12 protein-coding genes are annotated in these 16,313 nt (G+C 64.2%); 11 read left to right on the forward strand and 1 reads right to left on the reverse strand.

Going from position 1 to position 16,313, the window contains the following annotated elements:
• The first annotated feature begins 115 nt into the window (after positions 1-115).
• The 9 genes from LG367_RS13270 to LG367_RS13310 all read left to right on the forward strand — a co-directional run bounded on the left by LG367_RS13270 (position 116) and on the right by LG367_RS13310 (position 12,816).
• Entirely contained in the window at positions 116-1,768 is a 1,653-nt protein-coding gene (locus LG367_RS13270; RefSeq protein ID WP_425490970.1) for a serine hydrolase, read from the forward strand.
• Positions 1,769-1,863: 95 nt separating this feature from the next.
• Entirely contained in the window at positions 1,864-3,699 is a 1,836-nt protein-coding gene (locus tag LG367_RS13275; RefSeq protein ID WP_264179914.1) for an ABC transporter ATP-binding protein, read from the forward strand.
• A 166-nt stretch (positions 3,700-3,865) separates the two neighbouring features.
• Positions 3,866-4,618 (forward strand): TorF family putative porin, encoded by a 753-nt coding sequence (locus tag LG367_RS13280; protein ID WP_226469741.1) that lies wholly within the window; start codon positions 3,866-3,868, stop codon positions 4,616-4,618.
• 13 nt (positions 4,619-4,631) lie between these two features.
• Positions 4,632-4,724, forward strand: a complete 93-nt coding sequence (locus LG367_RS13285; protein ID WP_226469742.1) for a potassium-transporting ATPase subunit F — start codon at positions 4,632-4,634, stop codon at positions 4,722-4,724.
• A gap of 56 nt (positions 4,725-4,780) precedes the next feature.
• Positions 4,781-6,520, forward strand: a complete 1,740-nt coding sequence (kdpA, locus tag LG367_RS13290; protein WP_226469743.1) for a potassium-transporting ATPase subunit KdpA — start codon at positions 4,781-4,783, stop codon at positions 6,518-6,520.
• Positions 6,521-6,531: 11 nt separating this feature from the next.
• The gene (gene kdpB, locus LG367_RS13295; protein WP_226469744.1) at positions 6,532-8,577 is read left to right on the forward strand and encodes a potassium-transporting ATPase subunit KdpB; all 2,046 of its coding nucleotides are present in this window, start codon (positions 6,532-6,534) and stop codon (positions 8,575-8,577) included.
• Between the two features lies 1 nt (position 8,578).
• Positions 8,579-9,169, forward strand: coding sequence for a potassium-transporting ATPase subunit KdpC (kdpC, locus tag LG367_RS13300; protein ID WP_226469745.1), 591 nt, complete (start codon positions 8,579-8,581; stop codon positions 9,167-9,169).
• A gap of 93 nt (positions 9,170-9,262) precedes the next feature.
• Positions 9,263-12,007 (forward strand): sensor histidine kinase, encoded by a 2,745-nt coding sequence (locus LG367_RS13305; RefSeq protein WP_226469746.1) that lies wholly within the window; start codon positions 9,263-9,265, stop codon positions 12,005-12,007.
• Between the two features lie 62 nt (positions 12,008-12,069).
• The gene (locus tag LG367_RS13310) at positions 12,070-12,816 is read left to right on the forward strand and encodes a response regulator (RefSeq protein ID WP_226469747.1); all 747 of its coding nucleotides are present in this window, start codon (positions 12,070-12,072) and stop codon (positions 12,814-12,816) included.
• Between the two features lie 71 nt (positions 12,817-12,887).
• Here the strand turns inward: LG367_RS13310 and LG367_RS13315 are convergent, their stop codons facing one another.
• The gene (locus LG367_RS13315) at positions 12,888-14,708 is read right to left on the reverse strand and encodes a DUF885 domain-containing protein (protein ID WP_226469748.1); all 1,821 of its coding nucleotides are present in this window, start codon (positions 14,706-14,708) and stop codon (positions 12,888-12,890) included.
• Positions 14,709-14,864: 156 nt separating this feature from the next.
• Between LG367_RS13315 and LG367_RS13320 the strand changes: the two genes are divergently transcribed.
• On the forward strand, positions 14,865-15,224 hold the full coding sequence (locus tag LG367_RS13320) for a GFA family protein (protein ID WP_226469749.1): 360 nt from the start codon (positions 14,865-14,867) through the stop codon (positions 15,222-15,224).
• A 172-nt stretch (positions 15,225-15,396) separates the two neighbouring features.
• Entirely contained in the window at positions 15,397-16,239 is an 843-nt protein-coding gene (locus LG367_RS13325) for a DUF4349 domain-containing protein (protein WP_226469750.1), read from the forward strand.
• The last annotated feature ends 74 nt before the right edge of the window (positions 16,240-16,313 follow it).

Genomic DNA, 16,313 nt, shown 5'->3' on the forward strand with positions numbered 1-16,313 from the left:
GCGCTGAAGCGCTGGTGATGCGGACAGGATACTCGCGTGGCGAGGATCCGATGGATGCGCCGCAGCATCCGGCCGGGACTACAATGGATTCTTTACGTCCGGATGAGGGTTGGGGATGTCCACCATGCCGCTGCTGTTGCGTTCGTGCTGCGTCGTTCTCCTGCAGGTTTCGGCCGCGTTCGTGGCCTCGGCGGCGGAAGCACGGCCGGAGCCGGTTCAAGGCAACGAGCCGATGCCGCCCGCACAGATGCTCGACTTCAACGCCTACGTGGAATCGGTGCGCCAACAGTTCAACATTCCCGGCATCGCGGTGGCTATCGTCAAGGACGGCAAGATCGTCTTCGAGAAAGGATATGGCGTGCGCAAGATCGGCGGCGACGCGCCGGTCGACGAACACACGATGTTCGCCATCGCCTCGAACACCAAGGCCTTCACCGCGGCGTCGCTCTCGATCCTGGCGGACGAAGGCAAGCTCTCGCTCGATGATCGCGTCGTCGATCATCTGCCGGGGTTCCGCATGTCCGATCCCTACATCACCCGCGAGATGCGGGTGCGTGATCTGCTGGCACACCGCAGCGGCCTTGGTCTCGGCGCGGGCGATCTGTTGTTCTGGCCTGCGACCACCTACAGCACGCGTGAAGTCGTGGAACGTCTGCGTGACGTGCCGATCAAGAACGGGTTCCGCGACCGCTACGCCTACGACAACATCCTCTTCGGCGTCGCGCAGCTGGTGATCGAGACGGTCAGCGGCATGTCCTACGAGCAGTTCCTGCGCGCCCGCGTCATCGGGCCGCTGGGCATGAGCGAAACCCGTTTCAACAGCGATTACGTGAAGCCGGGCGACAACGTCGCCACCGGCCACGCGCTGTTCGACTTCAAGGACCTCAAGCCCGTGGCGCCGCTGACGTGGTCGAACGTGGCGGGCGCCGGCGGGCTGTACTCCAGCGTGCACGATATGAGCAAGTGGATGCGTGTGCAGCTCGACGGCGGCGTGATCGAGGGAAGCGGCGATACCGCCAAGCGCCTCTTCAGCGAGAAGCGGCAGCGCGAGATGTGGTCGGTGATCACGCCCATTCCGATTCCGAAGCCCGCTGTGCCCGAATTGGCCGCCGCGGTGCCCAATTTCCTCGGTTACGGCGAAGGCTGGCAGCTGAGCGACTATCGTGGACAGAAGCTGGTCTGGCATACCGGCGGCTGGCCCGGCATGGTGTCGCGGCTCACGCTGGTGCCGTCGAAGAAGCTAGGCGTGATCGTCCTGACCAACCAGGAGATTGGCGCCGCTTTCAACGCGGTGACGTTGCGCGTGCTCGATGCCTATCTGGAGGCGCCAAAAACCGACTGGGTAGCCGCCTATGCCGCGGCCGTGGCGAAGGCCAAGGGCGACGCCGACGAGAGCTGGAAGAAGCACCTCGCCGCACGTGATGCCGCCTCCAAACCCTCGCTGCCACTGGCGAAGTACGCGGGAACCTACCGCGATGCGTGGTACGGGGATGTGGTGATCTCCTCGTCCGGCAAGGGCCTGCAGCTGCAATTCGCGAAAACCGCGCAGTTGCTCGGCGATCTCGAGCCCTGGCAGCACGACACTTTCATCGTGCGCTGGCGCGATCGCAGCCTCAACGCGGATGCGTTCCTGACCTTCGCGCTCGATCCGGATGGAAAGATCGTCGACGCGCGGATGCAGGCGATCTCGCCGCTGACCGATTTCAGCTTCGATTTCCAGGATCTGCGTCTGGTTCCGGCCAAATCAGCCGACGGCGGCAAGGAATAGTCGCTGGAAATGCGCGTTCCATGCAAAAAAGCCATGAAGCGCGGGAGATGCGTGTGCGCTGGATGAGATAATCCATGGATGCAAAGGAGTCGCGCATGATCTTCCGCTGGTTCGAATCTCTCATCGACATCTTCGCCAAGACCGGCGACGAGACACCGCCGCGCAGCGTGTGGCGCTTCTACTGGCACTACCTGCGACAGGTGAAGGGCATCCTCGCGGCGGTGTGCGTGCTGGGATTCTTCGGCGCGCTGGTGGAGGTCGCGCTGTTCGAATTCCTTGGCCGATTGATCGATCTTGCCAACGTCGCGCCGTCCGAGGACTTCTTCACGCGCCACGGCCGCGAACTTGCGTGGATGGTCTTCGTCGCCTTGATCGCGCGGCCAATACTGTTCAGCCTGCACGATCTCCTGGTGAACCAGGCTCTGGTGCCGGGTTTCACCGCGCGCGTGCGCTGGCAGCAACATCGCTACGTGGTACGGCAGAGCCTGTCGTTCTTCCAGAACGACTATGCCGGACGCATCGCCAATCGCATCATGCAGACCGGTGCGTCGCTGCGGGAATCGGCGGTGCAGGTGGTCGATGCGATCTGGCACGTGCTGATCTACACGGGAACCGCGCTGGTGCTGTTCGCGCAGGCCGATCCCTGGCTGATGGTGCCTCTGGCGGTGTGGGCGGTCGGCTACGTGGCATTGCTGGCATTCTTCGTGCCGAGGACGAAGGAGCGGTCGTGGCTGGCTTCGCAGGCGCGCTCCCGCTTCATGGGGCGTGTGGTGGACGGTTATACCAACATCGCCACGCTCAAGCTGTTCCCGCATGTCGAACGCGAGGACGCCTACGTCGCCGAAGCCGTCGCCGACAACGCCGACAAGCTGCGCAGCATGACGCGTCTGACCACGGCTATGGATTTCAGCATCACCTGTCTCAACGGTCTGCTGATCGTAAGCACGTCCGGTTTGGCGCTGTGGCTGTGGAGCAAGGGCGCGATCACCACTGGCGCGATCGCCCTGACGACAGGTCTGGTGATCCGTATCAACAACATGTCCGGATGGATCATGTGGGTGGTGAACGGCATCTTCGAGGCGATCGGCACGGTGCAGGACGGCATGCAGACCGTGGCGCAGCCGCACACGGTGATCGATCGGGAAGATGCGAAGCCGCTACAGGTCACGCGCGGCGAGGTGCGTTTCGAGGATATCCATTTCCACTACGGCAAGCAGGGTGGAGTGATCGCGGGGCTCGATCTGACGGTGAAGCCCGGTGAACGCATCGGCCTGGTCGGGCCGTCGGGCGCGGGCAAGTCAACGCTGGTCAACGTGTTGTTGCGGCTGTACGACCTGGAAGCCGGCCGCATCCTGATCGATGGACAGGACATCGCAGGCGTCACCCAGGAAAGCCTGCGCGGCCAGATCGGCGTGGTGACGCAGGATACGTCGCTGCTGCATCGTTCCATTCGCGACAACCTGCTGTATGGCCGTCCGAGCGCGAGCGAGGCCGAAGTGGAGGCCGCCGTGCGAAGCGCGCGTGCGGACGGCTTCATCGCCTCGCTGGTCGATGGCGAAGGCCACACCGGCTACGAAGCGATGGTCGGCGAGCGCGGCGTGAAGCTGTCGGGCGGGCAACGCCAGCGCATCGCCATCGCGCGCGTGCTGCTGAAGAATGCGCCGCTCCTGCTGCTGGACGAAGCGACCTCCGCGCTCGACTCGGAGGTCGAGGCCGCGATCCAGGACAACCTGGATACGTTGATGGAAGGCAAGACGGTGATCGCCATCGCGCACCGGTTGTCGACCATCGCGCGCATGGACCGGCTGGTGGTCATGGATCAGGGGCTCATCGTCGAAACCGGCACGCATGCCGAATTGATCGAGCGTGATGGTCTGTATGCGCGCTTGTGGCGGCGTCAGACCGGCGGATTCGTGGCGGTGGAGGCCTGAGGATTCCGGAGCCGGGAACTTGATTCCCGGCTGAAGATTACGCGAAACAGCCCAGGATTTACGCCGAATTTACGGGGCTGGATGGTGCGACACATATCGGCTTTACGTGCGTCCGAACGAAAATTTCACCGTGCCCGATCGGGGCAGTTTTCATTCGGAAACAAGCATGTTGTCCCAGAAATTTTCCGGCCGCCGCGTCGCTCCCATGGCGCTCGCAGCGGCTTGCGCAGGCGTTCTATCGTTCTCCGCCGCCTTTCGCGCCGATGCGGTGGCCGTCAGCGGCAGTGCCGCGCTGACCACCGATTACGTGTGGCGCGGCACCACCCAGACCCAGGGCGATCCGGCGGTGCAGGCTGGTTTCAAGATCGCCGGCGATTCCGGTTTCTACGGTTCGGTCTGGGGCTCGAACGTCGAGTTCGCACCCGAGACCCACGCCAGCAGCGAGTTCGATTTCACGGTCGGCTGGAGCGGTAACGTCGCCGAGGATTGGGCGCTCGACGTCAACGTCCTGCATTACGCCTATCCGTCGACCACCACAGACCTCAATTGGACCGAGCTCAACGGAACCGTTACCTGGAAGAGCAACTACTGGGCTTCGCTGGGAGTGTCCAACGAGGCGCTGGGTTACGACGAAAGCGGTGTCTATGGTCTCGTCGGTGCGCGCCTGCCGGTGAACGACCGGTTGCGGTTCGAAGCCACTCTGGCGCATTACGCGCTCAAGGATCTCAACGGCGATCGCCGAGACGACGACTACACGCACGGCTCGCTGAGCGCGATCTGGGCCTTCGCCAAGGCCGATTCCGGTCCGCTCATCGAGGCGCGCTTGACCGCGCACGGGACCGATTCGAAAGCGAAGGATTTCTTCGGCGACAAATACGCAGGCAGCCGCATCGAAGCGGCCCTGCAAGCGTCATTCTGAGAGGAGTAGTGCCATGCCTGGCTGGCTTGCATTGTTGTGCGGCATCGCCGTCATCGTCGCAGGTGCCTACCTGCTGTTCGTGATCCTGTTCCCCGAACGCTTCTGATCGAAGCGCCGGAAGCAAGACGTTCTCAATAAAGACGTCTCCAATGAGATTCCGTCATGACTGAAGCAGTATTGATCTTCGCGCTCGCCATCGTGCTGGGTTGGCCCCTGGGGCGTTACCTGGCCGCGGTGATGCGCGGCACTCCGATGCGCATCGATCGCGTGTTCGGGTTCATCGAGAAACCGTTGTACGCGCTATTGGGTGTTCGCTTCGACGCGAACGGCCATGCCCGCGGCATGTCCTGGCGCGGATACGCCTCGGCCTTCCTGGTCAGCAATCTGTTCGTGGGCCTGATCGTCTGGGGGCAGTTCATGACCCAGGCGTGGCTGCCGCTGAATCCGGACGCCGTTCCGAATATGCGCTGGGATCTGGCGCTGCACACGATGGTCTCGTTCCTCACCAACACCAATCAACAGCACTATTCGGGACAGGCGCAGCTGTCGTACCTGTCGCAGATGGTGGGTATCGTCGGCTTGCAAGTGGTGACGCCGATGATGGGGCTTGCCCTCGTCGTGGCCACGCTGCGGGCACTGTTTGGCGGGCGTGATCTACGCGCTGCCGGTGCCAAGACCGAGGAAGGCCATCGTGAAGTCAGCGGCGATGTCGATGTCGGCAACTACTTTGTCGATGTGGTGCGCGCGACGGTACGCTTCATGCTGCCGATCTGCCTGGTGTGGAGCGTTCTGCTCGCGAGCCAGGGCGTGCCAGCGACGCTGCAGGGTGGGCCAAGCGCCGTTCCCGTGGATACCGGCGTGGGCATGAAGGAGCAAAAGATTCCGCTCGGCCCGGTGGCGCCGATGGTGGCGGTGAAGCAGCTCGGCACCAACGGCGGCGGTTGGTACGGCCCCAACAGTGCAGTGCCTCTGGAGAATCCGACGCCGTTGTCGAATCTGCTCGAAACGCTCGCGATCATCCTGATTCCGGTGGCGGTGGCCTTCATGGTCGGGCCGTTCACGGGGCGGCGTAAATTCACGACATTGGTCTTCGGTTCGATGCTGCTGATGTCGGTGCTGTCGACCTCGATCGCTATCTGGTCGGAAGGCCATTCCGCGACGAGTACCGACATCGCATTGATGGAGGGCAAGGAGACGCGCTTTGGCGCTGACGCTTCGGCATTGTGGGCGGCGGTCACCACGCAGACCTCCAACGGTTCGGTCAACGCCATGCACGATTCGCTCAGCCCGCTCACTGGCGGTGTGGCGATGGTCGACATGCTGGTGAACGCGATCTGGGGCGGCATCGGCTGCGGCTTGCAGCAGTTCATCGTCTATCTGCTGCTGAGCGTGTTCCTCGCCGGCCTGATGACCGGCCGCACGCCGGAACTGTTCGGCCGCAAGATCGAAGCACCGGAAGTGCGGTTGTTGGCGTTGCTGATCCTGCTGCAGCCATTGGTGGTGCTCGGATTCACCGCGGTGACGCTGGCGATTCCGTCGATCACCGGCAACTCCAACCCTGGATTCCACGGCATCAGCCAGGTGTTCTACGAGTACACATCGGCCTTCGCCAACAACGGCTCGGGGTTCGAGGGATTGGGTGACAACACTTACTGGTGGAACCTGAGCTGCGTCGCGGTGCTGCTGCTAGGCCGCTATCCCGCGCTGATCGTGCCGCTGATCGTGGCCGCCAAGCTCGCGCGCAAGCGGCAGGCGCCGGAAAGCGCCGGCAGCTTGCACATCGAAACCCCGACTTTCGCGCTGACATTGGTCGCGGTGATCGCCATCCTCACGGTGCTGCAGTTCATGCCGGCGCTGGTGCTGGGGCCAGTCGCCGACCATCTGTCGCTTGCGGTGCATTGAGTAACGACGCCATGAATACAACTTCTCCACAGCAAAAGACACGCCGCGACCATCCCGCCTTGGTCGACAATGCCGCGCTACGCAGCGCCCTGCGTGACAGTTTCCTCAAGCTTTCGCCGCGCGCGCTGGTCAAGAGCCCGGTGATGGCGGTGGTCTTCGGCGGCACGCTGCTGGCCGCGATCATCACGATCGCGGGGCAGGCGCCGGCCGGCTTCGGCTGGGCGGTGACGCTGATCCTGTTCGTCACGGTGTTGTTCGGCAATTTCGCCGAAGCGATCGCCGAGGCGCGTGGTCGTGGCCAGGCGGCATCGTTGCGCCGTGCGCGCAAGGATCTGATCGCGCGCCGCGTCGATACCAAATTGCCTGGCAAAGAAAGCAAGGTTGCTGCGGCGGAACTTCGCCCTGGCGATCTGGTGATCGTCTCGGCGGGCGAACTGATCCCGGCCGATGGCGAGATCATCAAGGGCGTGGCGACGATCAACGAGTCCGCCGTCACCGGCGAATCCGCGCCGGTGCTGCGTGAGGCCGGCACCGATCGCTCCGGCGTCATCGGCGGCACCAAGGTGCTGTCCGACGAGATTCTGGTGAAGGTCACCGCAGAGCCCGGCCAGAGCTTTCTCGACCGCATGATCGCGCTCGTGGAAGGCGCCAACCGGCAGAAAACGCCGAACGAGATCGCGCTGACGATGCTGCTGGCGGCGATGACGCTCACCTTCCTGATCGTGGTGGTGACGCTGCCGGCGATCGGCGCCTTCGTCGGCGTCAAGGTCGATCCGCTGCTGCTGATCGCGCTGCTGGTGTGCCTGATTCCAACCACGATCGGCGGCCTGCTGCCGGCGATCGGCATCGCCGGCATGAATCGCGCGCTGTCCGCCAACGTGCTGGCGAAATCCGGCAAGGCTGTGGAAGTGGCGGGTGATGTCGACGTGTTGCTGCTCGACAAGACCGGCACGATCACGCATGGCGATCGCCAGGCCACCGCGTTCCATCCGATGGCCGGTGTCGACATCGAGCAACTGCGCGAAGCGGCGTTGTTGTCCTCGCTCGCCGATCCGACGCCGGAAGGCAAGTCGATCGTGAAGCTGGCCCGGGAGCAGGGCTGCGGTGTCGCCGAACCCGAGCAGGCGGATTACGTGCAGTTCACGGCACAGACGCGCATGTCGGGCGTGGATGTGGGTGGTCGCGTGATCCGCAAGGGCGCGGGAGATGCGATCGGCAAGCACGTGCTCGCGCTGGATGGTGTCGTCTCGCCTGAGCTCGAGGGCCGCGTGGCCCAGGTCGCACGCAGTGGCGCCACGCCGCTGGTGGTGGCCGAAGGCAAGCATGTGCTCGGTGTGGTGGAACTGTCGGATGTGGTGAAGCACGGCGTGAAGGAGCGCTTCGCGCGCCTGCGCGCGATGGGCGTGAAGACGGTGATGATCACCGGCGACAACCCGCTCACCGCCGCCGCGATCGCCGCCGAGGCCGGCGTCGACGATTACATCGCCGAGGCCAAGCCGGAGGACAAGCTCGCCAAGATTCGCGAAGAACAAGCCCGCGGCCGTCTGGTGGCGATGGTAGGCGACGGTACCAACGACGCACCGGCACTGGCGCAGGCCGATGTCGGCCTGGCGATGAATTCCGGCACGCAGGCGGCGAAGGAAGCCGGCAACATGGTCGATCTGGACAGCGATCCGGCCAAGCTTCTGGCCGTGGTCGAAGTTGGAAAGCAGCAGCTGATCACGCGCGGCGCGCTGACCACGTTCTCGTTGGCCAACGACGTGTCGAAGTATTTCGCCATCCTGCCGGCATTGTTCGCGGCCGCGCTGCCGCAGATCGCCGCACTCAACGTCATGCATCTGTCGAGCCCGTCGAATGCGGTGCTGGCGGCGCTGATCTTCAACGCGTTGATCATTCCGGCGCTGATCCCGCTGGCGCTTCGCGGCGTGCGCTTCAAGCCCGCCAATGCCGTGGTGCTGCTGCGCCGGAACATGCTGCTGTACGGCGTCGGCGGCGTGATCCTGCCCTTCGCCGCGATCAAATTGATCGACATGCTGCTCGTCCTGTTCGGAGCCTGATATGAATTCCTCCCTTCAACCGCTGGATGATGGCCGCGTGCTGCGCGGGTCGGTCGCTCTTGCCGCGGCAACACTGATTGGCGCCGGCCTGCTGTATTCGCTGGCCGGAACCGGTCTCGGTCGCGTACTGTTTCCCGCGCAGGCAACCGGCAGCCTCGTCGAGCGCGACGGTGTCATCGTCGGTTCCGCACTGGTGGCGCAGCCGTTCGCGGATGCGCGCTATTTCCAACCGCGTCCTTCGGCTGCGAACTATGATCCGATGGCCGCCGCCGGCAGCAACCAGGCGCGCACCAACCCGGACCTGCGCAAGCGTATCGAGGAGACGGCGGCCACGGTGGCGGCACGCGACGGCATCGCGGCGGCGGATGTCCCCGCGGAACTGGCGACCCAGTCGGGCGGTGGTCTCGATCCCGACATCTCGCCCGCCGGCGCGCGGGTGCAGATCGCGCGCGTCGCCAAGGCGCGCGGGCTGGCGCCGGACGTCGTCGCCAAGCTCGTCGATGAACATACACGCGGACAGCAGTTCGGTGTGCTGGGCGAGCCGCGTGTCAATGTGCTCGAGCTAAATCTTGCCCTGGATGCAGCGCGCTGACGACTGCGCACATCATTCCCTCTGGCTCGGGAATGATGTGCCGCGCGAACACGCCTTGTGCTTCATGGCCATGTTTCGGCGCACAATTAGCCCATGACAGATCCGCGCCAAGCCCAGGCCGACGCCCTTGTCGGTGAACTCCGCCGCCAGGGCGCGGGTCGGCTGACGATCTTCCTCGGCGCCGCGCCCGGTGTCGGCAAGACCTACACCATGCTGTCGCGCGCGCGCGAGCTGAAGAAGCAGGGTGTCGATATCGTCGCCGGCATCATCGAAACGCATGGCCGTGTCGAGACCGCCGCGCTGCTCGATGGTCTGGAGCAGATGCCGCGCAAGAAGATTCCATACCGCGGCGCCACGCTGGAAGAACTCGATCTCGATGCACTGATCTCGCGTAAGCCAGCCGTCGCGCTGGTCGACGAACTTGCCCATCGCAACGCGCCAGGCAGCCGCCACGATCGACGCTGGCAGGACGTGAACGAACTGCTCGACGCCGGGATCGACGTCTACACCACGATCAACATCCAGCACCTGGAAAGCCTCAACGACGTCGTACACCGCATCACCGGCGTACGCGTCAGCGAGACGGTGCCGGACAGCGTGTTCGATCGCCTGCGCGACATCGTGCTGGTCGATCTGCCGCCGCGCGAACTGATCCAGCGCCTGAAGGACGGCAAGGTCTACGTCCCGGAGCAGGCGCTGCAGGCCTTGCAGGCGTTCTTCTCGCCCTCGAATCTGGCCGCGCTGCGCGAACTGGCGATGCAGACCGCGGCAGACCGTGTCGACAGCGATCTGCGCGAGACGCAAGTCGCCCGCGGCCTTCCGGGCGTGAGCCTGCGCCGCAGCGTGATGATCGCGATCGACGGCCACGGGCAATCTGAGTATCTGGTGCGGATAGGACGGCGCATCGCCGAACGACGCGCGGCGCCCTGGATCGTGGTGACGGTGAATCGTGGCCGCGCGCCGAACGAGGAGGTGCAGCGGGAACTCGATCGTGCCTTCGCGCTGGCACGCAGGCTCGGCGGCGAGGCCGTGGTGCTGCACGGCAACAGCATCGTCGACGCGTTGCTGGATCATGCCGGGCAGAACGGTGCCTCCACCATTGTGCTCGGTCGCACGCGCGAGCGCCCCTGGGCGCGCATGATCAACCGCACGCTGACGCAGCAGCTGCTACAGCGCGGTGCGCATCTGGAGCTGACCATCATCAGCACGCCGGAGGCGAGGGCGCAGTCGCGGCGCCGGTTGCGCGACCAGATCGCCGTGAGCAAGTCGACCTGGAGCGATACCGCCATCGCGGTGCTGGGAAGCGCCCTGGCTACGGGATTCGCGGCATTGGCCGAGCGCTGGGTCGGGCTCGACGACCTGTCGATGGTGTTCATCGTCGCGGTGCTGCTGGTGGCCGCGCGCACGCGCATGCGTTCTGCGATGCTGGCCGCGGTCCTGTGCTTCCTCGCCTACAACTTCTTCTTCATCGAACCGCGCTTCACGTTCTTCATCGGCGCGCGCCAGGGCTTGGTCACGGTATTGCTGTTCCTGATGGCGGCCGTCGTCGCTGGTCGCCTGGCATCGCGACTGCGCCAGCAGGTGATCGCATTGCGTGCGGCGAATGCGCATGCGATCGCGTTGCAGGAGCTGGGGCGGCAATTGGCGAGCGCCGCCGATCTGGGGCAGGTGATGCAGGCCGCGCGCGCGGCTTTTCGCAGATCGCTGGATGCCGCTGTCTGGATCCGGTTGGGCGAGCGCGACGATATTCCTTCTGGCATTCCTGCGCCGAACGACAAGGATCGCGCCGCCGCCGACTGGGCGTTGCGCAATCGCCAGCCGGCGGGGCGTTTCACCGACACGCTCTCGGCATCGGATTGGTGGTTCCTGCCACTGCCGGGCGAGCACGAAGGGCGTGGCTTGTCTGGAGCGCAGGGCGTGGTCGGACTGCGCTTCGGCGAACATGCGACCACGCTCGGTGCCGAACGCCGCCGGCTCGCCGAGGCGATGGTCGACGATACCGCGCAAGCCGTGCTGCGCACGCATTTGGTCGACGATCTGGAAGCCGCGCGGGTCAGCGAGGAAACCGAGCGTTTGCGCTCGGCGCTGCTGTCGTCGGTATCGCATGACCTGCGCTCGCCCTTGGCCTCGATCATCGGCGCGGCCAGCAGTCTCGACAGTTATGGCGAGGCGATGGGGCAGGAAGATCGCCACGGCCTGCTCGAAACGATCCGTCTGGAAGGCGAGCGCCTGGATCGCTATATCCAGAATCTGCTTGACATGACGCGTCTCGGTCACGGCGGCCTGTCGCTCAATCGCGATTGGATCGGTGTGGACGAACTCATCGGGTCGGCGATGACGCGCCTGCAGCGCTACCAGCCCGGCGTGCGTTTCGATGTCGCCCTCGCCGAGGGGTTGCGGCCGATCTGGGTGCACCCGGCCTTGATCGAGCAGGCGCTGTTCAACGTCATGGAGAACGCGGCGAAGTTCTCACCGCCCGGCGAAGCGATCGGTGTCGAGGCGCGGCTGGTGAATTCCGTGGCGAATCCCGCGCAGGCGGCAGGATGGGGCACGGGACAGATATTACGCATCGATGTGCGCGATCGCGGCCCTGGCATTCCAGAAGAGGAACGCCGTCGCATTTTCGACATGTTCTATAGCGTGGAACGCGGCGATCGTGGCCGCGAGGGCACTGGCCTTGGATTGACGATCACGCGTGGCATGATTGGCGCGCACGGTGGTGAGGTCGAGGCCTTACCCGGTCTTGACGGGCGCGGCACTATCATCCGCATCACGTTACCGTTGATCGAGCCGCCACGCTCCGAAGGGCAAGACAAACCGCCGCATGGAGACCAGTAAAGTTCCGCAGGCGAATCGTCTTTCCCGGATGGGCAGGAAAAGCATGTGCTTCGAGGTACCGCATGAGCAATGAAACCACTGCTTCCGTGCCACCGGCGCGCATCCTGGTGATCGACGACGAGCCGCAGATTCGCCGCTTCCTCGACATTAGCCTGCGTTCGCAAGGATATGGCGTGGAGCTTGCCGAGAACGGCAAGGGCGGTCTGTCCGCGCTCGCCACACATGGCGCGGATCTGGTGATTCTTGATCTCGGCCTGCCCGATCTGGATGGTCATGAAGTGCTGCGCACGCTGCGCGAATGGTCGCAGGTCCCGGTGATCATGCTCACCGTGCGCGCGGGCGAAGCGGAGAAGGTGTCCGCGCTCGATGGCGGTGCGAACGATTATGTGACCAAGCCGTTCGGCATCCAGGAGCTGATGGCGCGCGTGCGCAACTTGCTGCGCCTGCATGCCGCGCCGTCCGAATCGTTGCCGCAGTTCGACGATGGTGTGCTGCATATCGATCTGGCGCGACGCGAGGTGCGTCTGTCGGGCGAGGCCGTTTCGCTGACGCGCAAGGAATTTGCGTTGTTATCACTGTTGCTGCGCAATGCCGGCCGCGTGGTCACGCAGCCGCAATTGCTGCGCGAGGTCTGGGGGCCGACGCATCAGGAGGACACGCATTACCTGCGTATCCTTGTCGGGAAACTGCGGCAGAAGCTTGGAGATGACGCTTCGTCGCCGCGTTATATCGCCACCGAACCCGGAGTGGGGCTGCGATTCATCGAGGCCACCACCCAATCCTCCTCCCGCGAGCGGGACAAGGCTTGAAACAAGAACGAGACCACTAAAACCCCTCTCCTGTGAGCAGGAGAGGGATTGGTAAGTGCGGGCTCCGCCCCTCACTCGATAGGCTGATCCAGCATCAACTGACGCACGAACCGCACCGGCGGCGCACCGTAGGACAGCACCTTGTCGTTGTAGGCCTTCAGGTTGAACTTGTCGCCGAGCTTGGCCTCGACCGCCTTGCGGGTGTCGAAGTGTTCCTGCACGCCGACGAAATATGTCGGCAGCTGCGTCGACGACAATTGCGCGCGTACCCACTTGCCGGCCGCTTCGCGTTCCTGCTGGAACGCCTGCTTGGTCATCAGCTCCATCGCCTGCTCGCGCGTCCAGCCGTCCACATGCACGCCCTGGTCGAGGATGGCGTTGGAAATCGTGCGCAGATAGAACTTCAGCTGCACCAGCTTGAACAGCGGGTCGCCGTTGAGATAACCGGCATCGGTCATCATCTTTTCGGTGTAGACCGCCCAGCCTTCCGCGAACAGGCCCGAGCGCAGTACCGCCCGCAGCGTCGAGGGGAACTGCGCCGAGTGCGCGCCCTCGAGGTAATGCCCGGGCATCGCTTCATGGATCGATAGCAGGTGGATCATGCGATTGTTGTATTCGCGCAGGAACGATTCGACCTGCTCGTCGCTCCAATCGTCCGGAATCGGGGAAATCGCGTAGTAAGTGTCCAGGCCCTTGTCGAGGGGGCCGGGAGAATCGCAGTAGGCCACGGAGAACCCACGCTGGAATTCCGGCATCAGGATGATCTTGACCGGATCGTTCGGTACGGTGACGAGATTCTTCTCGCGCGTGAAGGCGGTCGCCTGCGCCAGCGTTTCCTTGGCGAAATCGACCACCTGGTCGCGCTTGGGATGCTCTTGATAGGCGAGTTCGAGCGCGGCCTCGATCGCCTTCTGCTGCTGCTCGGGCGTGGGCTGCGCCGGCATCTCGGGCGCGGTGGGCTTGTCCTTCAACACCGTCTGCGCGATGCCGTACATTTCCTCGCGCACGCGCTTCATCTCGGCTTCGGCGCGCTGGCGGATTTCGGTGCGCGAGAGCGCTGAATTGAGCGAGAACTTCAGTTTCTGATCGTAGTTCGCCGCGCCGATGCGGAAGTCGCCCTTGGCGTTGGGAACGAGCGTCTTGTCGAGCCAGGTCTGCTGTTCGGCGACGGCTTTGCGCAGGGCGGCCACCGCGTCGTCGAGCTTCTTGCGATCATCGCCCGAGAGCTTGTCGGCGTTTGACGTGATGAACTGGTCGATCAGTTCCCGTAGGCCGTTGTTCTGCTTCGCCACGGTTTCGGCGTGGATCTTGGGCACGCGCGCGGGATCGAGGTTCTCGCGCATCTGCGCGAACAATTCCGGGATCTTGCCCATGCGCACGGTCGCGGACTTCAGCCGCTCCGGAATCGGCGCGAATTCGCGCGCCATCAGGTTGTAGATCGCACCGCCCGCCAGGCCGCTGTAGATCTGCGGATCCCAGGCCCAGCTCTGCAGGGTTTCGGTGCTCCAGATGTCGCCCTGCAGCTGGTTGCGCAGGATCAGTGCGTCGACCTGGTTCTCGCGCGAAAGTTGCTTGGCGTCGATGGCATCCAGTTCGGCGATGAGTTTCTTGTTGAAATCCAGCGCCTTCTGTCGGCCGGCGGCGCTGAGGTCGTCGACTTCACTGTCGAAGCGATGGTCGCCGACCTGGGTGGCATTGATCGGGTTCAACTGCAGCCAGCCTTCGAGCCAGCGCTTGGAGAGATCGGCGAAAGCGCGATCGGCCTGCGAAGGCTGCGCGGCTGTGGCGGATTCGGGCTTCCCGCTATCGGCGGGCGCGGCATTCTGGGATTGCGGCTGGCAAGCGGCCAGCGCGACGGTCAGAAGGGCGAGAGGCAACAAATGTTTATGCATTGCAGGTTCCGGAAGCGACGAATGGGGCGCGGACGCGAGCGCCGGCGCGCGGCCGATAGCCTGCGGCAGCGCGTGCGCGGCGCGCAAGTGCAATAGGTGCGACCGGAAGTCCGAAAGCGTATCTTGTAAGCCCCATGACTTGCTGGAGAGGGCATCATGAAATATCAGGGGAGCTGCCATTGCGGCGCGATCGCTTTCGATCTCGACGGCGACGCCGGCAAGGTCGATGAAGCGATCGATTGCAATTGTTCGATGTGCCGCCGGAAAGGCGCCTTGCTCGCCGCGTTCCCGCGCGAAGCGCTGACGTTGACGACGCCGGAAACCGAGATGGGCACCTATACCTTCAACAAGCATCACATCCAGCATCATTTCTGTCCGAAATGCGGCGTTGCGCCTTTCAGCGAAGCCGAGAATCCGAAGACGGGCGCCAGAATGATGATGGTGAACCTGCGTTGCCTGCCGGAAGTCGATCTGTCGGCCGTGAAGGTGACGCATTTCGATGGTGCCAGCTACTAGCATTCCTGAAATGCCGTTTGATTGTTCCGATATCCCTGGGGGAGAGGTGGTGGCGATCCGGGCGCGGATGGCCTCGGCCCATGCGAACCAACAGGAGTGGGCAACCCCGTTCGTCGGTATCGAACGTTGGCAGTGGCGGTGCGCCATCAGGCGTGGACTTCGGGAGAACAAAGTGCGCGACACGGTGAAGTGGGTCGTACCGTTGCTAGCGATGGGCTTGCTCGTCGCTTGCAGCAAGAGTGATGAATCGGCGGCGCTGGGTGGAGGCTATGCGGCAGCTCCTTCCGCTCCGATGCGCGAAGTGGCGATGGCGGATGCCGCCGCGAATGGTGCGGCGAGCACCGCTCGCGAAAAGGCCATGCTGGCCTACGAGCACGATGTCGAGATCCGCCTGCCCGCCGGCGAGATTCCGGCCCGCCTTCAGGTCGCGCAGGCCGCCTGCAACAACAGCAAGTTCGGCGAATGCGTCGTTCTCAACGTCAGCCAGCGCGGTGGTGACGTGATGCCGGGCGGCAGCCTGACGGTGCGGATCGTACCGGCGGGTGTCGAACCGATGATCAAGCTGGCCAGCGCGGACGCCGAACTGGGTAATCGCAGCACGCGTGCCGAGGATCTGGCCGTGGTCGTGCGCGACAACAACGTCGCGCAGACGCGGCTGCGCAAGGAACTCGAACGCTTGCGGGAATTCCAGGAACGCCGCGATCTCGCCGTCGCCGACATGATCGCGCTGTCGAAGCAGATCGCGGAATCCGAAGCACAGCTGGAAGCGGCCGAGCAGGAAGGCGCGCAGCACAAGCGCAGGATCGATACGCAGCTGTTGACCTTGAACTTCCAGCCGCCGGGCGGGGAGAGCGGTCGTAGCGAGATCGGACAGGCGTTCCGCGATTTCGGAGAAATCCTGTCCTCGGGCACGGCATGGCTGATTCGCGCGTTCGCGTTCCTGATTCCGCTGGCGGTGTTGCTGACCGTGCTGGTGATCGTGGTGCGACGGATACGCAGGCGCAAGCATAAGTAAGCGAGACTCATCGCACACCGCTCTGGTTTCGCCGCGGTGACGTGTAACGGGTTCGGGCGGCCCAAGTGGTGCGT

The sequence above is a fragment of the Luteimonas panaciterrae genome (assembly GCF_020511115.1).
GTDB lineage: Bacteria > Pseudomonadota > Gammaproteobacteria > Xanthomonadales > Xanthomonadaceae > Luteimonas > Luteimonas panaciterrae.